Source organism: Lysinibacillus sp. CD3-6 (genome assembly GCF_006351725.2).
GTDB lineage: Bacteria > Bacillota > Bacilli > Bacillales_A > Planococcaceae > Lysinibacillus.
The window spans coordinates 1,792,039-1,812,700 of record NZ_CP085880.1 but is presented as its reverse complement, the minus strand read 5'-3'; the positions used below and the strand labels follow the sequence as shown (position 1 = coordinate 1,812,700).

Here is a 20,662-nt window from a genome sequence, read left to right as displayed (position 1 = left end):
AGCGACCTCCCTTAATAAATTATCTGCTGTGCTACGCGTTTTAACTGTCTAGCATTCTCTGACGGACTTAAATGTTTAGGGGAGTGTAGATTAACCTCTTGATGGACAATGTTTCCTTTAGCTTCACCACCATTACCCTTCACTTCAACGTCAACTTTCAATTTGTGTTCAATTTCTGATTGAATGGCGTCGATAGCACCGCTAATATCGTTGATAATATCGCTCACATCGATTGCTGGCTTAACCCACTCTGCCACTTCGGTAGCTGCTTTTATCGCATCTTGCTTCATGTCAGCTAGTCCGATGATAATTCCTTTTACAAGGTTGTGCCCTATCATTTTTTTACCCCAACGACTTGGACTATGAATACCTAGTGCACTTTCTATTGTGGCTTTGATGCTGCTAGCGATTCCCTGCGCTTGTGCTAAAAGAGCAGGTGTCATATCAGATAATCCTTTTTGCATTCCGCGTATAACATTTGCACCGACTTGTGGCATTTTTGCCACTAACGCATTGAACTGCTTCTCTGTACCGGTACGAACTTGTTTAATTTGTTCAGCCCATTCTTTTTCGTACTTCGTGAGTTGTTCTTGTGTTTTTACATGCAGTTCGTTTATTTGCTGAGCAGTTTTTGCTTTCATACCAGTGAGTTCAGTCTCAGCTTGTGTTCTAGCTAGGCTAGATTTTTCTTTCCATAGTGATACATACTCAGACAACTGACTTGTACTAAGCGAGTTTAAAGCAGAGATTTCAGCAGCAGCACTTGGTCCCATCGCTTGTAATTCAGCAAGTAGACCCTCATCTATCCCTTTAGATGCTAAACTTTGAACATTAGCAGCCCAATCTTTAAATGCTGCGTTCTGTCCTTTTAAATTATCGATAAGTTTTTGACCGGACACTTCTGCCTTTTCTTCCATCTCATCAAAAATGCCCATAAAACTGTACAAGGAACTTGATCGGGAGTTAACAGCATCATCGTAAGCTTTAGTGAGTTCTTCAGTACCATCGATTAATTTTTGATTGGCTTCCTGCATTTTTGCTGTGTACTCTTCATTTAAAGCCATAAGCTTGTCATGAATAGCTTGCTTTGTTTCTGCAACTTTATCTTCGTAGTAAATACGCTCTTCACTGCCTGCTTTGTATTGCTTCATGTATTTTTCGTAAACAGCTAATTCAGCAGTCAAAGATATTTGATTATATTTCTTCTTGCGATCAACATAATTCTTTTCAGATTCGAACTGCTCTTTTGTTAATTCAGACATTGCTTTATTGTAATTAATCTGAGCTTGAATACGCTCATCAGTGCCATCTTTGAACTGAGTAGTTGCAGCTTTCCAATACTCAGCTTGTTGCAGAGTAGACCACTTCTCTAGCCCGATTTGCTTGTCTGCGAAATCTTTAAGAGCATCAAAGGTTTCTTTCTGCTTTTTAGACTTAATTTTCTCAAGTGCTTTACTTTCGGCCACAGCTAGTTTTTCACGACTAACTTTAGCGTCTTCCATAATTTTAGTGATTTGACGCTCTTGTGCTGCAGTAAGACTTTTACCTTTATCAGCAGCTTTAGCTTTAATTTCTCGGATTTTATCATCTGTCTTTTTAGAAAGTTCAGTACGTTTGGCATCATAATCTTTTTGAATTGCTAATGCCTCACTGCTGGATTCTTTAAGTGCATTGGTTACGACTTGTTGTGTCTGCTGCACCATCGCTTTTGTTGCTGTTACATTTTCTCTAAAATCAGGAATAGCTTGTTTAACCATTAAGTTAGATGCTTTTTTCACTGAATTAGTTGTACTTTCAATCCCTTTAGCTACACCTATTGGAATCCATTTAGCAATAGCAATCATGACACGAGATGGTGAGTGAATCCCTAATTTATTTCGTAGCCATTCTGGTAATAGTTCGGCTAACTCCATAACTTTGGCTTTCACTTTACCAAACCAGTTGTTAATCCCTGTAACTAAACCAGCTACAATAAATTCACCGATTTTCACTAGACTAATACTTTCTAAGAACGACTTTGCAGCATTCCAACCATTAACGACAGCCGTTTTCACGTTCTCCATCGCTGTTGAAACAATTGTTTTAAACCCATTCCAGATTGTTTCAATAGTTGTTTTAATGCCGTTAAGAATTGTAGTTATTGTCGCTTTAATTCCGTTCCAAATACTTTTTATAATATTAGCAATGGCAGTTAATACAGTTGAGAAGAAACTCTTAATGCTATTCCACACAGAGCGAATTGTATTTGATAAACCAGTAAAGAAATTATCCAAGAATGAAGCAATACTTTTCCAAACGGTAGTGAAAATAGATTTAATACCGTTTAGAACAGTATTTAAGAATGATTTTATACCATTCCACACAGTTTCGATGGTAGACTTTATACCATTAAAAATTGTCGTAACAGTGCTCTTTATCGTATTTAAAGTATTTGTAAAGATACCTTTAATAGTAGTCCAAACACCCTGTAAAAGTGTTTTTGCAGTTGAACCAAAGGCTTTTAAAGGGCCAAGTAATTTCCCTACAAAATAAAGATTAATTGCGCCCCAAACAGCCTGTAATGCTCCTCCAAGAATTTGCTTTATGCCATCCCAGACACCTTGCCAGTCACCTCTAAACAGGGAACTGAACGTTTTTACGATTCCTAAAATGACATTAATAGCACCTTGAATAACATTTTTAATCGCTTCCCATGTGGATACAATTAAGGCTTTTACCACAGGCCAAATAAACTGCATTATTGCCCCAATTGCTGACATTACAGTAGTAACAATAGTTCCTATTATGTTCCATACTGACGATGCAGTCGCCATAATATTCGCTTGGTTCTCAGCCCAGAATGAAGTGATTTGATTCCAGACAGACATTATCAAATCTTTAACGGCTGTTACTGCCACAGAAATTCCGGTTTTTATCGCTCCCCAAACAGTTTGAACTTGACTCCGAAACTTGTCATTCGTACGATACAAACCAACAAATATTGCTGTTAAAGCTGCTATAGCTGCTATAACTAAAGCAACAGGATTAGTGACAAGACCTATTGCAGTACCTAATTTAGGTAATACAGATGCGCTAATTCGTGCTACAGTTGCACCAAAGTTTGTAAATAAAGGCTTGATAAATTTAAAAGCTTTTCCGAGTCCACTTGTCATAGCGGTGCCCAAACCTTTAAATAGCGTACCGAACGCAATAACATTTGGTACTATCGCGAGTAATATACCTCCGAATGAAATAAGACCAGCAATGATGACACCAATTGATCGATTATTTTCCATCAAACTATTAGTGAACTCTAAAAACTTGTTGGCCAGTGTTATAATAGCCGCGCCTAGAGGAGCCATCCCGATACCTAAGTTCACAAGGAAAGTAGTTAAATTACCAATTAGATTTAATACACTAGGAGCTGTTTGATGTACATAATCAACGAACTGTTGAAATCCTTGGTTCTGGCTTAGTGTTGCTGACCACTCTTTGAATCGGGCCATCATCGATACTAACCCATCCATCATGTCAGATGAAGATCCAGAAAAGGCACCGAAGAAATACATAAGACCCGCGGTTGCATCGCGGAAGATAGCACGAATCTTCGGCATGTTTGTATTCACGTAGTCCATGAATGCTTGGAATTTTACACTACTACTCAATCCATTTGACCACTCTGCAAAACGGGCTGTCATCTCTTCAAAGCCCTTTGCTGTACTTACACTTAATGGAGCAAATGCTGTCAGCATAGACAATAAACCTTTAAATACATTTCCAAACGAGCGACCAAACGTCTCCAACATTGGAGCTCCACTAGTATTCAGATAGTCTAAAAACTGTTGAATAGGTGGCGTTGCAATAGCTGTATTTAATTGAGCCATTAAGTTAGCTACTGCTTGTGCGCTTGTTAAAAATAACGGTCTTAATTTATTAAGTATAGAATCTGTTGCTTGCATTGCACTTGTAAAAGCTTGCAAGACGGGTGTTTCTGTCTCTTTCACAAGAGAGCGATATGTTTTCTTTACACTTTCAAACGTGTTCCATGCCCTTTTTTGTAGCGCTGTGAATGGTGGACCTGTTTCATTGAATAAATCTTTGATTGTTGGTATGGCTACAGCACCAAAAGCAACTGCTGCTGCACCTGCCGCTGCTAATGCACCAGCTAATGCAAATGTAGAGCCAGCGACAGTACCAATCATTGGCCCTAAATTCGCAATAGCCACCGCGACATTCGCTAATATGGGTGAAATTGCAGGAAAGACAGCCATCATTGTGCCCATTAAGGTGTGTTGCATTAACTCACCAAAAGCTCGAATATTCGTTGCAATCCGGTTAATTTTATTCTGAAATTCTTCTATTCGAGCTTCTATCTTGATGACAACCCGTTCACGAACTAAAGATGCAATTCGTGCTCGGATTTCAGCCATTCGACGGTTGAATTGACTAACGCCTGCACCAATATCTACACGTACATCATTAGCAGTAGCGCGAATAGTGTTTTGTACTTGTCGCATACGAGCCATAAACTCTGTTATACGAGCACCAACTCGTGCTGAAAAGTTACCATTCATCTTCATCACCCTTTCTGGTTATGTTTCTCAGCCCATTTCTTCATGGCTTCTTGAGCTTTAGCATGTCGTGTAGTATCAATCTTTTTGGATTCTTTCCACGACTTATCTCCACTCGTAATACGGTCTCGTGCAGACTTAGCATCAAATAAATCCTTTGCGACATTAAGCTTCTTTTTATTAGCTGCGATACGGTGAAACACAGCCATACGAGCCATGTTGTCATATTCATCAATAACTTGTAGCAAAGCACCTTTCTTAAAAGCTTTGTACTCGTTAGGTGTCCATGACATGATTAAATCCACATCGTAAACATTCATGTGTTGAGCTACATCTGTTAAGACCTCAAGCCACTCAAGCCCATCAACTCTGTTTTCGCGTCCGATAGCATCTTCACGCCCTGAGCGTTCTCTGCTTTCTCCGCCTCTGTTTTGCCCATGTCTTTGAACATCTCTAAGTTCTTCCAAAACGTCTTCGCATCTCTTTTGAAAAAACCCGATGTATCAATTTCCTTGAATGCTTCTTTGAATAACTGATCAGATTCCCCGTCCTGGTTAATTCGCTCCTCTAAGGCTTCTTCGATTTCAGCAATAGAAGGTCGGCCTTTCGTACCTAAGTGAGCTAAACCGCAGTCCCAAAATGCTTTTAGCGCATCAATATCAAATTGCAAAAGACCTGTATAGATACCATTGAACCCACCTACATCATTTCCTTGTGCATCTTTTTGGTTGTAGTTTTTATCTGCTAAGTTTTTAAATGCAAATCCGAATTTTGCTTCTTGTTGAACACCTTTAATTGATAATGTAGCCATGTGTAATAGCCTCCTACGTTTTGTTTTTTAGCATAAGAAAAAGCACTCACGAATGAGTGCTAAGTTATTTATGAAGCTGTAACTGTCACCGCCACTGTTGCTGTTTTTCCTCCACTTGCAGAAGTAACAGAAATTGTTGCTGAACCAGCAGCGACACCTGATACTAATCCTGCAGGTGTTACTGTTGCGATTAACTCGTCACTTGAAGTAAAAGTTACATTTTTATTCGAAGCTTCAGCAGGAAGGACTGTAACTGTTAATTGACGTGTACTTCCAACTACCACCGAAGTTGATTGTGGTGTAACAGAAATACTAGAAACAACAACGCCTTCTTCTTGTTCTCCGCCAAATTCACCAGATTTCTGACCAGGCGCCTCAAAGCCGTATCGAGCAAATTCAATTACTTCAGATGGCAAAGGTTCAAGCTCTCCTGGTTGAGATTTACCGATTACTTGGAGCGTAGCTGAAATTTCTTGGAACCCATCGCCCGGGCTTGATTTTTCTACAGATTCAACAAGTGTATATGCAAAAATAGCATCATGTTTTCCTGCTGCATTTAAAGATAAATCAACTTCCCATACCTTCAACTGTTTTTCATTTCGAATTGCATCAAGAATAGCTTTTTGTCCAGGATCAGTTTTATCCCCGTAAGCTGTTATTTCAAATGATTCACTGGATTGGCCATATGCTAAAATACGACCAAATTTAGTTTGTTCATCAACTAATTCATTCTCCATTGAATAAGAGTTTTCAGTAAGGTTCCCGATTAAAAAGCCGTCAGCACCTAATGCGTTTGTCGCAACCTGCACTAGTAATACTGTATCTTTACCGTTTTGCATGTTTGTTTTCCCTCCTAAAATAAAAACAGCCCCCTAAGGACTGTTAAATGATTTGTACTTTATATTGAATTGTTAAAATTCCATGCTTTACGCCAGGGCTATTGTCATCAAAAACGTGTGAATCACGCCTTGTGACACTTAATACATTTGCCCCTGGTATCGAGTAGTTCCGTCCCATAAGAGCTTGCTGTGAAGCTGACAGCATTTCGTAAACCTTACGTTTACCACTATACTCATCGTTATCCTTCCACCAAGCATGAATTGTAAAAGTGATTGTTTCGATATTACTTGTCTTGGTATCAAACGGGCTTGTATAGGGTTCAGAAATTGTTACGTAAGGATAAGGCGTGTTTTCATCTACTGCATCGTAAACACCTAAATCATCTTCACTTTTCCCTGTGATATTCGTTAATGCTTCACAAGCAGTTAACTTCTGAAAAATAGCTTTCTGAAGGTCGAAGAAAGGCAAGGCATAGTAATTACTCATAAGCCCAATCGCCTCATTTCTGTTTTAAAATACTCTTGTCCTGCATCGACAGCTGGCCCCCAGAATGGTTGAGCTTTCATACCTTCTGTTGTTACGTAACGGCCAAGCTTTAGACTGTAATAAGTCCAAGGTGTTCTTCGACCATTTCCGTTTTCAGCATAAATTCCCGTTCCATGCTCCACATAGATAGCATAATGGGCTCCTACAGTAACAACAGCGTTATATTTACCTAACATCTTCATTTCGATAGAGTCTTTCAAACTTCCATCATCTACTGGCGCGAGGGCCTTTGCTTCTGATTGAATAAGCCTTGCTGTTTCATAAACGATGTCTGAAATCTTATCTAGTAAACCTTCTTCAAAACGTTTTGCAGCTCTTAATAATTGACGTCCACTGAATGAGATTTTAGCCACTAAGTAGTCACCAACTTTAAAGCCACACGCATAGTTTCGTGTTGACCACCTTGATCTTCAGGACGTCCTGCAAAAGCATATAACTCACCTTCATAACGCAACCGCATAGCTGATGTTAAATCAGTACGATACGGATAGTACATGTACCTATCCAAAGGATTGCTTAGCTGTTGCGCGTAATACTGCTCTTTGCTTGTTGGTGTATCAACAAAAGCATCAAGCGTATCTACTGGCACCCATATGGTTGTTGAACCTCCAGCACCATCTGATACTTTTTTCTTTTCAACTACCTCGACTGTGTGAGGAAATTCATCGTAAGGCATGGTACTTCACCTTCTTGTAAGGTCGTAAATATGTCCAGATAGCTTTAGGAAACTCTGTGTCATAAGAATACGAAACTGTCCCCATTACACGCCCTTTTAATCCTGTTGTTTGCATATTGAATTGAATAGCCTTTGCAATGAACAGCCGCACACCTTGAGGCATAGTTTCAGGACACCACTTTCCATTGCAGTGGTCTTTTGCAAGATCGAATAAAATAGGAGCCATTGCACGATAAAACTCATCACGCTTGGCTCCTTTGATTCCATTAAACTGTTTAAGTTGATCTATTTCTTCTTGTGTTGGTTGCCACATGTTGACCACCTACTCTTCAGTTTCTAATTCCGTCTTTTTAGAAGGGGCACGTTTAGGCTTTTCTGCTTGTGTTTCCTCAAACTCTCCTGAACGTAAAAGACGGGCACCGTGTTCATCAGTGACCGCCCATGTGATTCCTGTCTTTAAGTTTTTTACTAACAATTAAAGCACCTCCTTACTCTGGACGTTTAGCTGATAATACAGCTAACGCTTCAGGTCGAGTTACCTTAGCACCGTACAAGTGAAGACCTTTAACAGCATCAGCAAAGCGTTTTTCCATACGGTAGCCTTCAACCTGTGCTGCTTGTTCAGCATATGTCCATGCCATATTATGACCTGCAATGATTTTAGAGTTTGCTACCACTCCTGAACCTGTTGCAACAGAAGGTGCATTGTTAGATTTCATTAGTAGGAAACCTGCAGCACGGCCTACCACACCGTTTAATAGACGCTCATCAGCAGGTAAAGCACCTGTAGCTACAAAGCGGTCATCTTTTAATAGTAAACCTTCAAACCATGGCGGTAGAACAGCAAAGCGCCCTTGTGTAGGAATGTTTGATTCATCCAGTTTAGTTGAAAGATCAACAAGATACTCGTAAGCATTAGCTTTCGTTACTTCAATCGGTGCCGCATCAGTACCAATTGTGTTAGCTGCATGCACATAATGAGAAGCAATAAACTGATCAGCAACATTTGAAAGTGCATAGGCTGCTTCTTTCATTGCCGCATCCATAAGTTTAGGATTTTGTTGAATTTTATCTAAATCATCAATTTGGAAGTTGAAGAACTTCGACTGGTCAATTACTAGGTTACGCGTGTTATCAGATAATTCGTGTGGATCTGTCATATCTGCGTTACGAGTGTAGTCACCTACTGTTACAGCGCCAATACCATTAATTTTAACAGTATCACCATAAGCCTTGATTTCACCCTCGTAGTCACGATTGATGATACCAGCTTGACCAAATACTAAAGATTTTTGCAAGTTGTGTAATAGTCGAGCAGACCAAATTGTTGGAATAAAGTTTGTTGTTGCCATAGTGTGTTTCCTCCTTACCGTTAAACGGTTATAATAAATTGTTTTTTACGATTTCATCCCAGTTAGCATTGATTTCATCTGGTGTCATTTTCATAACAGCCTCTTTTGTCAATGTCGTTGGGTTGCCGCCTTTTGGTGGTGGTGGCGTTCCACCGTCTTTGAAGCGTTTGTCCACTTCTGCTTGAACAGCAGCATTAAATTCAGCTTCTAGTACACCTAAATTAGCAGTTGTCTTTTCTGCATCTTCACCTACAAAGAATTCTACTAATTTACTTGGTAGACTCTTTTCTGTGGCAGTTGATAACGCATGGTTCACTAACTTTTCACGCGCAGCATCTTTTTGCGACTGCTCAAATTGCGCTTTTAAATCGCGTAACTGTTTTGCTTCCTCGGTTTCTGGTGGGTAACGCTTTGAAATCTCCTCTTCTATTTTCTTTGGGAGAGTTTTAGTTTCATACGTTTTAATAGCATCCGTTACACGAGTATCAGCAAATGACTGTAAATAGCTTTTACCTTCTGCATTTTCAGCTAGAAAAGCTTGAACAGACTCAAGTGTCAACGTAGCCCCTTGACCGTTTCCTGGTGGTGCTGGCTCCGGTGTAGGTTCAGGCGTTGGCTCTGAATTTGGTTCTCCTGCAAGCATTTGAATATCTAAAGGTAAAAATGTTTTTAAATTAAATGGATTGTTCTTCATAATTTCCTCCTTGCCCAATTCAGTTGCCTCGTAAAGCCCCTAAACTGTTCAAAAGTGTATTTGTTCTCGTTCTTTATAGCGTCTGCGAGAGGAAAGACAAAAAATCATTCTTCACTGAGAGTACTGACTAGCAAATCTTGTTTAGCAGCTTCTATCAATCCTAGTTTTTCAAGGTAAGATAACTCTCCTGAATGTGTAGTAGCAAATTCACCGTCTGTCAAAGCAATTTGCATAGTGACTCCTTTAATTTTCCCCTGCATATATAAATCGTGGATTTGTTGCAAAGACCATGCAACATCGTTCGTAATCGCAATTAACGGCTTGTCCACTCTGCCACCTACTCATTGCACGCAATTGATTTATTTGCCCACATAACTGTTTGCTCCAGGTTTGTTTGAGCGAGTGATTTTTCACGACTATTTGGGCAAAGTGCATCGATCTCATAAGCTAACTCTTTAGCTTTGTTTCTAATTGCAGCGTATCATGCCGTTTGGTCGGTCTTTGTAGTGTGATATGAATAGCTGTTCTCGAGCTGAGGATTGTCAACTCTCTTTTTAAAGCCACCGTTCGCTAAACATTCTGGGCAAAACTCAACCTCAGAAGTGTTGTTACAGCCTAGTGAAAAGCATTTATTCTTGTAATCCATCTTTGTTTCCTTCTCTCAAAGTTATTTACTAGATAAGCTCTAGCAGCTAGATACGATGTTTCTCATTTGAATCACCTTTACCTTTCTGCTATTACAGCAACAGCCCATGCAATGATTAACAGCCACAAAGTAGTCCATCCTGGATGGTTATAGATGATTTCTAACACTTCGCTCACGCTCACACCTTCTTTCGTCTTGGTCGCATAAATGCTTTAACGAACCAGTGAGAATCTGCTACAGCCCGTTTAGGCACATCTGCAAGAACTGGTTCAGGTACTGTAAACAATTCTTGGTTAAAGGCTACTGATGAAATTGAACGGCCTTGCCCAGCCGTAATAATTCCGTTAATCATGAGCGCTAGAACACCGCCAACACTGACTAATATTAATAGTCCAACGAATACTAGCATGTTATTCACCACCTTTTTGACAAAATAAAAAGCCACTTATTCAGTGACTACAGTTTTCATATGAACAGTTCGTACTTCGCCTAGATTAACAAAAAGGCATTCACTCGTATTTTTATTTGTTAATACCATAAATGTAGGCTCACCATTAAAGCTCCCTATCTGCACTCCAATATCCACTAAATCTTGTGCATGCTCTTCATCTTCAGGAATACTGAAATTATCCCAGTTATCATTTTTGTACAAAATAGAAATCTCTACTGTGCAATTTGCCATCATGTATCAACTCTCTCCGCTAAATTTCTTTTTCCACTCCTTATAACTTACATAAGGTATCGTCACACTAGGCGGCTTAACTTCTTTATAAGCTTTGCTAAATGCCTGTTTGTACGTTAACCCCATATCTTCCATATAGGCTTCAATACGGGCTGCTAATTTCTTCTGGTACGTGTCATCCATGTAGTCTTTACCTCGGCGGTATTCAGGAAGCTTACCGTTTACCATGTAGATCGTATGACATCGACATTGAATATCCATTGAAGCAACGCCCCATAACCTTGGCGCTTTTGATTTCCATGCACCATAGTGATAATAGCCGTCTTTATCAGCCTTTTGACCATCTAGCTTTCTATGCGACTTCCTAACTCTTGTATCGAGTGAGGACATCCACACTTTTGTTAGTCGAGCTGTTTTACTAGCTTGATCTTCTACAGCTAAATCTGCTTGCGACCGTACTCGGCCACCTTCTGTACGAGCAACAAGAATAGCTTTCTTTTTAGTCCAACCCATAGCCTGTTCTAATCGAAAAGCCATTTCAGTGTAGCTTTCACCAGCTTGTAGACTTTGTGCTATCTCAATGTTTAAACGTCTGATTATGTCGTTCCTATGCGTTTCAAATACCTTAGGCAATGTTAAAAACTCAATAGGATTGACTATAGCACTTTCAATCATTTCAACCGAAGGTATTTTAAAGCCCATTTCTTCACTTGTGGACTGCTCTAGAAGGTAGGCCATCATTAAGTATTTCTCAACGTAAAGGCGCTGTTCAGACTCCCGTATCAGTTTGATAACTGCTTTGTAATCAGCATTGAGCTGTTCAGCCATTAGCTTCATTTCCTGATTGAATCGATTGTATTTGTTAACATCAGTCCATGATGCTTCACCATTTCTGCCAAACTTACGATGCATCTGGAGCATTTGGTCGAGAAGGGCTTTCAAACGCTTGTTAAAGACTACTTCAATGTCTTTTTCAGCCTTTTTCTCCAACTCATCTAGAATTTTATTGATTTCTTGTTGGTTCATTGTTTATCAACTTCTTCTAGATCATCATCCAAGTCGTCTAGGTCTTTGCCGTACAGCTTAGCATCTTTCTCCATCTCTTCTAGCTCATAGTCCACATCATCAACAATAGACATCTTAGAAAGACGTGTACGCTCTGAAACTAAGCCTTTTAGAGCTTGTGAAGCTTGTGCCTCTGATAATAAATCGATAGGAATGTTTCGCTTGTACTCAAACCAAAGTTTTAAGTAATCGTCCTTTGAACAGATGCCTTTCTTAGCCCAAGCGCTGCATAACACTTTGAATTGATAACGTAGAGCAGTGGTAAACTTACGTTCCATCGTTTTGCATTTGTTCTCAAGCGCCATAAGCTTGAATTTCATAGCTACTCCACTTGCATTGCCTGCAAATGATTCATCGCTAAAGTTCACACTTTTAGCCAATCGCATGATGTTTTCTTCTAAGCGGTCAAGGTGATTCTCAATCATCTGGTCATTAACTTCTTTGGTTAGATATTTAATGTCGTCATTTTCGCCCATTAACTCGAAAATACCTGAACGAGCTACCTTTTGCGCGTCCTCTTCATCCATCCCCATTCCTTTAAGAACAAGGTAGGCTAAACGCCACTGTTCAATCTCGTTAGACGCATCGGATAATGTGCGGTCGTAAGCATCAATCAGGTTGTACACTTTGTCAGCGTCACCTTGTAGTTCCTCATTGTTAGGCACACCAAATAAAGGACAATAGTCAAACAAATGTTTACGCTCATCTTTTAATACAAATGGCGAATCCTTATCTGTACGATAATAGCGCTTTTCAGATGTTGCATCGTAAAACACCAGCTGCTCAATTTCTATTTTTTCACCTTCAGCATTCAGTTCTGCGCTTTTAAAATAACGGAGTCCATATTTGGGCTCACTTACATCTGCAGTTTCTGAAAGAAGGATTGTTTCCCACGGATCAATTACCATTGCACGTTCATTTCCGCCAGTATCAATGTAAAGCAGTCGTGCTGAATAGCCACAGATAGCTGTTTTCTTACCTGATTCACTGTCCAGGTCATCTACAGAATTACGCAAATTAAAAAGCTCAATCGCCTCTGTTAATCTGGAAAGGCTTTGAGCTTGTTTGTCTACCACATATGAAATTGGATTACCGAACATGTAACCAACTTTAGTGTCTACAATATCAGCATCCAGAGGGTTGTTTAAGGTATTGTTCACCTTATCATCAACACGTTGCACATGCGCATTACCTTGGGCATAGTCTGCTGGTTTACGTGTTAAGATTGGCACAGCTGATACCTCAGCCTTATAGCGATTGTAGTTAAGTAATCGTTTACTACGTTCTGTTTGAGTTTCTTTTACTAACTTGTCGAGTAATAGAGGCGTAATGCCCTTTTCATCGATGTATTGAATATATTCGTTCATGCTTACGCCTCCTTATTTTGAATTGGCACCTTTCACACTTGCCACCTCGTAGTCATCTAAGCCGTACCACATTGCTGAGAATGTGTGAGGATCAATATTAAATTCATCTTCAATGATTTCATCCGTTTTAGGGTCTTTCTTGAATGTTAGCTCCTTCAATTCACGAATCGTATTAATGCATGCATCTGAACAGATGATACGCTTAAAGCGTTTCATTTTCTTTGTATTCTCAACTCGTGTGAGCTTTTTACAAGAATACATACGGAAGCCGCGTTGTTTGAAGTAAGCAATTGTTTTCGGTTCAGCGTTATCAGCTTTAATAATTGATTTCTTTAGCCCTAACTCCTCAAGCTCATCTGCTGTTTTATCATCTGTCATGCCTCGCTTGTAATACTCCTCGTAGATATACAACCACTTCTTTTCGTGATCCACTACCATTCGTAATACAGCATTGTAAGAATCAACAAAACCGAAGTCCATTCCGTTTTTACGTATCGGCTTTCTAATCGATGCTATTTCAGCCATTACCTGGTCATGATGCTTTATTTCGAATTGTGGTAGTACTAGCTTTCCGTTCACACCAAATCTCCCCTTGCGTGCAATTCTGTGTAAATCTGGATCGTATGATTTCATTTCGTCTAGCTGGTCAATATAACTTTCAGGTAGAAAAAGATTATCGTCAGCAGTTGAATGATGATAGTAGATGTCTGTTGGTGTATCTGAACCTTGCTCTTTAGGTATCACAATGGTCTTTTGCTTATAAAGCTCCTCATCATCCAGAACATGATAGTCTTCAATTTCATTTTTGAAGAAATGCTTGTACACCCAATTCCCTTTTGACACTGGATTGGTTGAAAGGATCATGTACAAGGGCAAACTTGGGTGTCGTAAACGGCCTAGCAACTCTTTAAAACCTGTGTACTTGATTTCACTGCACTCTTCTAGCCATACAAGTGAAATGTTGTTTATCGATTTCAACTTCTCCGGCTTATCCATTCCTCGAAAGATAATCTTTGAGCCATTAGGAAATTTGATTTGCATTGGAGAACTACCGATTTTTACTTTGCTTGCTAGCTGTAGATCCTCAATAATTTCACTAAACAAAGAAAACGTACTATCACGGTGCGTGTCGTAAACTTCACGAACAACCAGGATAGTACGTTTCTCTTCTAAAGCTTTTAGCGTAATCTTTAAAGCTGCATGATATGACTTTGAAGAACCATAACCTCCAACTAAGAGCTGAAACTTTTGGTTCCAGTCAAAAAGAAAATCTTCAAAATGCGGGTTTACCTCTTTTACTGTAGTCAATCGTCTCAACTCCTTATACATTTCTTGAATGTAGTATTCGTTTTAGGTTTACATAATTTTGGTTTTCGGAAGTTAATAATTTCTCAAACGCTGTTGTATCAACGTTTCTATAACATCAATTTTTATTGATTATGCAAGTTTTTATACATTGTTGATTTACCGGGCTTTATTCGGCCTAGACTATTTTATTTCCCATGATTTCTTGCATAAATTTAGTCGCGTTTTTTGCCAACAATTTTAATTTCAATCGGGCCTGTCTGTTCGTCATTACCAAGCTTCTCAATCTCAACTTTTGTCTTATCGATGGACAGCTGCATCTGCTCTAACTTCAATCGGCGTTCATCGGCTTCATCAGCCAGCTTAATAAAATGATTTATAGAAGTACGCAATTCACTAATGGCTCTTGATTGCGCTGTAAGGAGTTGCGCTTGTCTCTCCCAAGCAAACTGGAACTCATATTCAGTTTCTTGAGATGGATTTTTACCTCCTTGTAACTTCTCACGTTTGAGCTCTTTAATCATTTCGTCTTTCGATTCAACGTGCATGATTTTCTGCGCTCGTAAGATTGCAGCATATTGAATTGTGATTTGATCCCACATTAAGTCAGCAGCAGACTTTGCATTCATTGCTTCGATGATCTCCTGCGTTTCGTCAGGAAGATACTTTGCGAACAGTCCATGATCTAGTTTAGGGTTGTTCCGACTGGAAAACTGATTCTGCGGATTCGGGTTACCTGAACGTTTTCGAGATGGATTAGATGTAGCATCTTTTTTAGATGGTTGCATCTTTTTATTTTTGGATGCATCTTTTTGAGTTGCAACCTTTTTCCACCCTTCTCGGCTTTTCCTGCTTTTCAACGTTCCCTCTTTTACACCATGTTTTTCTGCTAGCTCAATTAATGTGATCTTTGATGTTTCCCATTCGTTTCGAATATCGTTCCAATTTGTCATGTCATAAACAACTCACTTCCGTTCCTGATTAGGATTTTTTATGTACTCGTAATAACTAAAAAACCACCCACGCTTTATGCGTGAATGGCTTATTTGTAGGGCTTTCATCATTTTTATCGATATTTTACCCCTTCACTATATATGTTGGCTCGTATGGGTTTCGTACGGGTGTTATGCTTCAAGCTGGATATTTACTGCAATATTTTTGATTTTCTTTTCTGCATTGTCCAGATGTTCTTGAACTGTACTTTTAGCAATCCCTAACTCATCAGCTATCTCTTGCATGCTTCTCATGTGAGCTGTATGCAGTAAAAAACATGTTAGCTGTCGTTCGGTTAGGTGTTGAATTACTTGCATTACAGCTCGTTTACGATTATCACTGATGATTCTATCAGCAGTTGGCGTTATATCAAGACAAGGGAATATTTCTAAATCTAGTAAAGCTCTTCGGGAATAAGCTGACTTTGATTCTACGGCTCTGCTGTATGCATCTGGTTGTTCACCTGTTTTCATCCACCGTATCGCATAATCCATATCAGCTATGATTTGGTTGGCTATTTCAATCTTCAAAGGGTCATCCATCTTCGCCTTATCTCGTTCCATAGATTTCTTAGCCTTTTTGTATTGTAAAATTAAATCAATCAATACCCAACACCTCGCTCATGCGGGCTTTGACGGCATCCATCAGGGCTTCCTGCTGTTGCTCTTTACCTTGCAACACACTCATTACGCGCTCGTCTATGCTGTCTTTTAACACTAGGTGATGGATTACAACAGTTTCCTTTTGCCCTTGTCGGTGAAGTCTTGCATTAGCTTGCATATAAAGCTCTAACGACCAATTCAGGCCATACCATACAATCGTGTGACCGCCATCCTGCATGTTCAGTCCATGACCTGCTGATGCTGGGTGGGCAAGAAGTAATTCGATCTCCCCGTTGTTCCACTTCTCGATTGTGTTAGAGTCTTCTAACTCTCTGGCTTGCTTGAATTTCTTCTTGATACGTTCTACATCATGTTTGTAGTTATAAAAAACTAATACAGGCTTGCCTTGTGCGCCCTCAACAATCTCTTCTAAGGCATCCAACTTCACGCTATGAATGATTTGCACACCATCGTTATCGTTATATGCTGCCCCACTAGAAAGCTGTAAAAGCTTATTACTCAAAACAGCTGCTGTTGTTGCCACAATATCACCATCTGCAAATTGTAACAACGAATCCTTTTCCAGCTGATTGTACAGCTCTCTTTCTTTTGGTGCTAAATCTAATTCAACGATATTCATTACTGCTGCCGGTAAATCTTTCAGGTAATCTTTAGCTTTCATCGACAAACATACGTCATCAATCTTTTCGTAAATTTGCTGTTCTGCACCTTCTCGTAGTTCTGTGTGATAGATGCGGTACGGATCCTGAATAAAGTATTTACGCTTATACGCTGTGAATGATTTTTCTAATCGCTCACCAGTGTCAATCAAGTAAATCTGCGACCATAAATCAATCAAACTGTTTGGTGCTGGTGTTCCTGTTAGCCCCACTACTCGTTTCGTCCGAGTTCTTACTTTACGAAGTGCTTTAAATCGTTTAGAACTTGGATTTTTAAAACTTGATAATTCATCAATGACCATCATGTCAAACGGCCAAGTCTTGCCGTTCTCGTAGTAAGTTACAAGCCATTCAACATTTTCACGGTTAATCACGTAGATGTCAGCCTGTTTTTGAAGGGCTTTACGTCTTTGCTGTTCTGGGCCTAAAACCTTGCTTATTTTTAAATGTCTCAGGTGTTCCCATTTGGCAACCTCACGTGACCATGTATCTTCTGCAACACGTTTAGGTGCAATCACTAACACCTTTTCGACTTCAAAGTAATCATTTTTCAATTCATCAACAGCTGTTAGTGTCGACACGGTTTTACCTAGTCCCATGTCTAGTAATAAGGCGTAGGCTTCGTTTTCAATAATTCGCTCAATCGCAACCTTTTGGTATGCGTGGGGGGTGAAGTTTGTCATAGTTCAACCCTCAATTCTGCTATTAGTTTATCAACCTCTGTTTTCGTTGTCAAAACGTACGTTCGGCATTTTAGTCTTTTTAAAACGGCTTGCATTCGCACCTGAAGTGCTGACAGCCGTCCTTGCTTTCCGTTTTTCAATTCTGCGAATACTACATTCCCATTTGGTAAGATGATAATCCGATCCGGTACACCTTTATTTCCCGGGCTCACAAATTTAAGACAAAGCCCATTAAGCTTTTCAATTTCTTGTTTCAAATAGTTTTCAATTTGCGATTCTGTCATGTCTGATTTCAACCTCCGATGTGAAAGGTAAACAAGGCAACAATCTTACACACACGTATAGAGTATTATTGATTTAGGCGTATTAGGTATATGCATATTCCATATATTACCTATAATATATACCTAATTAATATAAATACACTCTATAGATATTATTTGTTTACTTTGTTTACTTATATAAAGAAATGCAATAACCACAAGGGTTCAAGACGGCAACAGACCCGTAAAATATTCGTTTACCATTGTTGCCTTTGTTTACCCACTTTATTACGCTAGTGCATTAACATTTGTTGCCGTTTTACTATTTTGTTGCCGTTAATTCTAAGGTTTGTTTACCCTACATTTTGTAAGAATTGTTATTATTCAACACGGATAAATGCTCTCTGTGTGCCGTATTCTCCACCAAATTTTAGTGTAGATTTGTGAGGTTTCCATCCTGGTAAAGTAGCTAAAATCGAATTTATTTCCCGACTTTCATGCATTGGAAACGAACCTCTATCCTTCCCTAAACACTCGCACCAAATTTCTAATGCACATACTTTTTCTCGTAATCTTGCATCAGGTTTTTGCTTTTCAAGTGCTTCATTATTTTCAAGAAGTTCCTCTTCTTCTTCTGTAAATTCATCAGAAAAATCGTTTTCTCGCATAGCTAATTTGCGGTCGTTAATCGACTTTTTGTACCAATCTGATGTAATAGGTTTTTCTAAGAAGCTAAGAATTTGTCCTGCATATGTCGACTCTACTGTATGGGCTAACTGCATATTAAGTGCCTCGGCCGCCATCGCCTCATCCAAGTATAAAGGTGAACCACTTCTATACAGATGCACTGCTTCGGCCCATAACTGATCAATTTCTAAGCTCCCTTTTTCAGAGTCAAGCTCTTTCCATTTACGCTTACTATTTGCTTGCACTTCCACTGGTAGAAACCGGCGGTTTCCTGTTCGGTCGCGAAGAAACTCGTGTTCATTTGTTGTACCAATAAAGATGCATTGGCGTGGAAATTCTTCAGGACGTTTACCATAAGCTACACGATAACGGTCAACCTGTTTCGATAAGAATTGTTTAATCGTTTCAACTTCGCTTTTCTTTGTTGCAGCAAGCTCGCCCATTTCCATAATCCACACACCATGCAAGCTTTCATAGGCTTCTTTACCATGAATGGATGTTAAGCTGTCACTAAACCATTTACGACCTAACATGTTAAACAGCATGGATTTACCAAGCCCCTGTGGTCCGACAAGCGTTAACATAAAATCGTATTTGCAACCAGGTTCGTAGATACGTGCAACCGCGGCAACCAATGTCATGCGTGTCACTGTACGAACATACTCCGTATCACTAGCCCCTAAGAAATCAATCAACAACGTATCAACGCGGTTAACACCGTCCCACTCTAGGCTATTTAAGTAATCACGTACTGGATGGAACATATTTGCACGTTGCACACCACCTAATGCATCTGTGATTTTAGATGCACCTGTAATCGACCAAACCATGTCTAAATAGTTGCGTAAGTCCTCATCATCACCGTTGGACCAACCCACGCCCTTTTCCTTCTTGCGCCAAGGTAAGTCTCTTAGTACTTCAGGTTGTCTACTAAACTCGTTGAAGGCGAAGCAACCTTTAAGATGCGGATCATTTTCTAAAATTAACTTTAGATTCTTTGCCGTAACTTCAAGCTCTCCAGCTTTATTTATATCGAATTTAGCCTTCCACAGCCCATCATCCTGCGGCTTTTCTTCGCTATCTGATTCTGTATCATCTTCAATATCGAAGTCCTCAGCCGCGGATTTAATTCGCTCATCTGCAAGCATCATTTTTACTTTATCGAGAGAACGTACTTTATCATTCATGGCCTTTGCAGAAGGTAATCGGTTAACTGGTGTGCCTTCTTTTGCATCCTCATCTAAATCATTAAATAGGTGCAACCGGACTAAATCATAAGCGTTTACCAGCTGTTCGCTTACAGGGTCAGTTCCGTGATGGCTGTATGCGAATACGTCATCATAGAGTACTAGACCGCCTGTTGTGGAACCGCCATTAAATGTATAGCGACCATCACCGGCATCTGAGTAAACATCTGATAAAAAGGTTTCAATTGCTTCAGTGATTGTATATGTGCGACAGAAGGCGCCAACCATTCCAGGTTTCGATAATGGGTCGCCTTGCTTGTCAGCCATTTTCTTTCGGCTCTCGCGTTGCCGACTTGATTCAGGCCATTCAGCTGGATCACGCCAATCGTTATACATCTTTAATATCTCAGCTGGGTCTAACCACTTTGCATCCTGATAATCGAATACATACTCAGCGTCATTCGCTGTAGACGGCCAGTACATTAAACGATGCGGTTGATAGGTTGTATCATCGAAATAATCGATGCCAAATATATCAGCAAGCTTCTTTGCAACAGCTACATACTCCTCTGCTGACACAGGTCGAGACAATGGAATAATTAAGCGAATACGTGGCTTACTAGGTGTATGCTTATGCGTGCTGTAAATAGCACAGGCATTGTCAAAGAACGCTGTTACTCCGTCCCAAAAATCGCCTTGGATGAAGTCAGCATCTAACGTAATCAGTTGTCGCCATGCTACGCTATCTGCCTTTCTTCGACCACCTTTCAAGCTACCGCCTACAAAGCCCCCTACGTCTTTAATGGATCCTTGCTCGTCCTTTGAGAGCTTCATATACTCTCCGAGTGATTCTTTTGTTCTTACAGTTGTAGACAGCTTTTTCAGGAAGTCACTGTACGACATATCTGTGTTCTTCCATGCTGTTGATCTACGGGATGTTGCTGTTGCAATCGTCAGCATGCCATCATGCTGTATTGCAATCTTTTTTGGTTTATCTGCTGACTGCTGCATGTGTTTCAATCCTTTCTATTAA

22 protein-coding genes are annotated in these 20,662 nt (G+C 39.8%); all 22 read right to left on the bottom strand.

The annotated features are described in order from the left end of the window. Positions 1-11: 11 nt before the first annotated feature. Entirely contained in the window at positions 12-4,553 is a 4,542-nt protein-coding gene (locus tag FH508_RS08685; protein ID WP_228134454.1) for a hypothetical protein, read from the bottom strand. Between the two features lie 5 nt (positions 4,554-4,558). Then, positions 4,559-4,843, bottom strand: coding sequence for a hypothetical protein (locus FH508_RS08680; RefSeq protein WP_228134453.1), 285 nt, complete (start codon positions 4,841-4,843; stop codon positions 4,559-4,561). A gap of 44 nt (positions 4,844-4,887) precedes the next feature. Continuing rightward, positions 4,888-5,361 (bottom strand): tail assembly chaperone, encoded by a 474-nt coding sequence (locus FH508_RS08675; RefSeq protein ID WP_228134452.1) that lies wholly within the window; start codon positions 5,359-5,361, stop codon positions 4,888-4,890. Positions 5,362-5,429: 68 nt separating this feature from the next. Continuing rightward, positions 5,430-6,200 carry a phage major tail protein, TP901-1 family gene (locus tag FH508_RS08670; RefSeq protein ID WP_228134451.1) on the bottom strand — a complete coding sequence of 257 codons (771 nt, stop codon included), beginning with the start codon at positions 6,198-6,200 and terminating at the stop codon, positions 5,430-5,432. Between the two features lie 43 nt (positions 6,201-6,243). Continuing rightward, positions 6,244-6,687 (bottom strand): DUF3168 domain-containing protein, encoded by a 444-nt coding sequence (locus tag FH508_RS08665; RefSeq protein ID WP_139859934.1) that lies wholly within the window; start codon positions 6,685-6,687, stop codon positions 6,244-6,246. Continuing rightward, positions 6,684-7,100: an HK97-gp10 family putative phage morphogenesis protein gene (locus FH508_RS08660; protein WP_370635713.1), complete on the bottom strand. Its 417-nt coding sequence runs from the start codon at positions 7,098-7,100 to the stop codon at positions 6,684-6,686. The genes FH508_RS08665 and FH508_RS08660 overlap by 4 nt, the downstream gene beginning before the upstream one ends. Further along, complete coding sequence (locus tag FH508_RS08655) at positions 7,100-7,423, bottom strand: phage head closure protein (RefSeq protein WP_139859936.1); 324 nt, start codon at positions 7,421-7,423, stop codon at positions 7,100-7,102. Before FH508_RS08655 ends, FH508_RS08660 begins: the two co-directional genes overlap by 1 nt. Continuing rightward, the gene (locus tag FH508_RS08650) at positions 7,410-7,736 is read right to left on the bottom strand and encodes a head-tail connector protein (protein WP_139859937.1); all 327 of its coding nucleotides are present in this window, start codon (positions 7,734-7,736) and stop codon (positions 7,410-7,412) included. The genes FH508_RS08655 and FH508_RS08650 overlap by 14 nt, the downstream gene beginning before the upstream one ends. Before the next feature lie 9 nt (positions 7,737-7,745). Further along, the gene (locus FH508_RS08645) at positions 7,746-7,898 is read right to left on the bottom strand and encodes a DUF7302 family protein (RefSeq protein WP_228134450.1); all 153 of its coding nucleotides are present in this window, start codon (positions 7,896-7,898) and stop codon (positions 7,746-7,748) included. A 13-nt stretch (positions 7,899-7,911) separates the two neighbouring features. Beyond that, complete coding sequence (locus FH508_RS08640) at positions 7,912-8,775, bottom strand: phage major capsid protein (protein ID WP_139859939.1); 864 nt, start codon at positions 8,773-8,775, stop codon at positions 7,912-7,914. 28 nt (positions 8,776-8,803) lie between these two features. Then, positions 8,804-9,469, bottom strand: coding sequence for a DUF4355 domain-containing protein (locus FH508_RS08635; RefSeq protein ID WP_139859940.1), 666 nt, complete (start codon positions 9,467-9,469; stop codon positions 8,804-8,806). Positions 9,470-9,573: 104 nt separating this feature from the next. Then, positions 9,574-9,798 (bottom strand): hypothetical protein, encoded by a 225-nt coding sequence (locus FH508_RS08630; protein WP_139859941.1) that lies wholly within the window; start codon positions 9,796-9,798, stop codon positions 9,574-9,576. Positions 9,799-10,293: 495 nt separating this feature from the next. Beyond that, positions 10,294-10,524, bottom strand: a complete 231-nt coding sequence (locus tag FH508_RS08625) for a hypothetical protein (protein WP_139859822.1) — start codon at positions 10,522-10,524, stop codon at positions 10,294-10,296. A gap of 36 nt (positions 10,525-10,560) precedes the next feature. Further along, complete coding sequence (locus FH508_RS08620; protein WP_139859820.1) at positions 10,561-10,800, bottom strand: hypothetical protein; 240 nt, start codon at positions 10,798-10,800, stop codon at positions 10,561-10,563. Positions 10,801-10,803: 3 nt separating this feature from the next. Beyond that, positions 10,804-11,823, bottom strand: coding sequence for a phage head morphogenesis protein (locus FH508_RS08615; protein WP_139859818.1), 1,020 nt, complete (start codon positions 11,821-11,823; stop codon positions 10,804-10,806). Next, on the bottom strand, positions 11,820-13,229 hold the full coding sequence (locus tag FH508_RS08610; RefSeq protein WP_139859816.1) for a phage portal protein: 1,410 nt from the start codon (positions 13,227-13,229) through the stop codon (positions 11,820-11,822). Before FH508_RS08610 ends, FH508_RS08615 begins: the two co-directional genes overlap by 4 nt. Positions 13,230-13,241: 12 nt before the next feature. Beyond that, the gene (locus tag FH508_RS08605; protein ID WP_228134449.1) at positions 13,242-14,537 is read right to left on the bottom strand and encodes a PBSX family phage terminase large subunit; all 1,296 of its coding nucleotides are present in this window, start codon (positions 14,535-14,537) and stop codon (positions 13,242-13,244) included. Between the two features lie 212 nt (positions 14,538-14,749). Further along, positions 14,750-15,487 (bottom strand): phage terminase small subunit, encoded by a 738-nt coding sequence (terS, locus tag FH508_RS08600; RefSeq protein WP_228134448.1) that lies wholly within the window; start codon positions 15,485-15,487, stop codon positions 14,750-14,752. A 171-nt stretch (positions 15,488-15,658) separates the two neighbouring features. Beyond that, positions 15,659-16,132 carry a sigma factor-like helix-turn-helix DNA-binding protein gene (locus tag FH508_RS08595; protein ID WP_228134447.1) on the bottom strand — a complete coding sequence of 158 codons (474 nt, stop codon included), beginning with the start codon at positions 16,130-16,132 and terminating at the stop codon, positions 15,659-15,661. After that, positions 16,125-17,492, bottom strand: coding sequence for a DEAD/DEAH box helicase (locus FH508_RS08590; protein WP_228134446.1), 1,368 nt, complete (start codon positions 17,490-17,492; stop codon positions 16,125-16,127). The genes FH508_RS08595 and FH508_RS08590 overlap by 8 nt, the downstream gene beginning before the upstream one ends. Further along, complete coding sequence (locus tag FH508_RS08585) at positions 17,489-17,776, bottom strand: PDDEXK family nuclease (RefSeq protein ID WP_139859413.1); 288 nt, start codon at positions 17,774-17,776, stop codon at positions 17,489-17,491. The genes FH508_RS08590 and FH508_RS08585 overlap by 4 nt, the downstream gene beginning before the upstream one ends. Before the next feature lie 359 nt (positions 17,777-18,135). Beyond that, positions 18,136-20,640 (bottom strand): virulence-associated E family protein, encoded by a 2,505-nt coding sequence (locus FH508_RS08580; RefSeq protein WP_139859416.1) that lies wholly within the window; start codon positions 20,638-20,640, stop codon positions 18,136-18,138. Positions 20,641-20,662: the final 22 nt, after the last annotated feature.

Excerpts from the sequence above, each read along its gene's own strand:
- FH508_RS08685 (WP_228134454.1), bottom strand. The coding sequence starts at position 4,553 with ATGAATGGTAACTTTTCAGCACGAGTTGGTGCTCGTATAACAGAGTTT.
- FH508_RS08680 (WP_228134453.1), bottom strand. The coding sequence starts at position 4,843 with ATGTCATGGACACCTAACGAGTACAAAGCTTTTAAGAAAGGTGCTTTG.
- FH508_RS08675 (WP_228134452.1), bottom strand. The coding sequence starts at position 5,361 with ATGGCTACATTATCAATTAAAGGTGTTCAACAAGAAGCAAAATTCGGA.
- FH508_RS08670 (WP_228134451.1), bottom strand. The coding sequence starts at position 6,200 with ATGCAAAACGGTAAAGATACAGTATTACTAGTGCAGGTTGCGACAAAC.
- FH508_RS08665 (WP_139859934.1), bottom strand. The coding sequence starts at position 6,687 with ATGAGTAATTACTATGCCTTGCCTTTCTTCGACCTTCAGAAAGCTATT.
- FH508_RS08655 (WP_139859936.1), bottom strand. The coding sequence starts at position 7,423 with ATGCCTTACGATGAATTTCCTCACACAGTCGAGGTAGTTGAAAAGAAA.
- FH508_RS08650 (WP_139859937.1), bottom strand. The coding sequence starts at position 7,736 with ATGTGGCAACCAACACAAGAAGAAATAGATCAACTTAAACAGTTTAAT.
- FH508_RS08640 (WP_139859939.1), bottom strand. The coding sequence starts at position 8,775 with ATGGCAACAACAAACTTTATTCCAACAATTTGGTCTGCTCGACTATTA.
- FH508_RS08635 (WP_139859940.1), bottom strand. The coding sequence starts at position 9,469 with ATGAAGAACAATCCATTTAATTTAAAAACATTTTTACCTTTAGATATT.
- FH508_RS08625 (WP_139859822.1), bottom strand. The coding sequence starts at position 10,524 with ATGCTAGTATTCGTTGGACTATTAATATTAGTCAGTGTTGGCGGTGTT.
- FH508_RS08620 (WP_139859820.1), bottom strand. The coding sequence starts at position 10,800 with ATGATGGCAAATTGCACAGTAGAGATTTCTATTTTGTACAAAAATGAT.
- FH508_RS08615 (WP_139859818.1), bottom strand. The coding sequence starts at position 11,823 with ATGAACCAACAAGAAATCAATAAAATTCTAGATGAGTTGGAGAAAAAG.
- FH508_RS08610 (WP_139859816.1), bottom strand. The coding sequence starts at position 13,229 with ATGAACGAATATATTCAATACATCGATGAAAAGGGCATTACGCCTCTA.
- terS (WP_228134448.1), bottom strand. The coding sequence starts at position 15,487 with ATGACAAATTGGAACGATATTCGAAACGAATGGGAAACATCAAAGATC.
- FH508_RS08590 (WP_228134446.1), bottom strand. The coding sequence starts at position 17,492 with ATGACAAACTTCACCCCCCACGCATACCAAAAGGTTGCGATTGAGCGA.
- FH508_RS08585 (WP_139859413.1), bottom strand. The coding sequence starts at position 17,776 with ATGACAGAATCGCAAATTGAAAACTATTTGAAACAAGAAATTGAAAAG.
- FH508_RS08580 (WP_139859416.1), bottom strand. The coding sequence starts at position 20,640 with ATGCAGCAGTCAGCAGATAAACCAAAAAAGATTGCAATACAGCATGAT.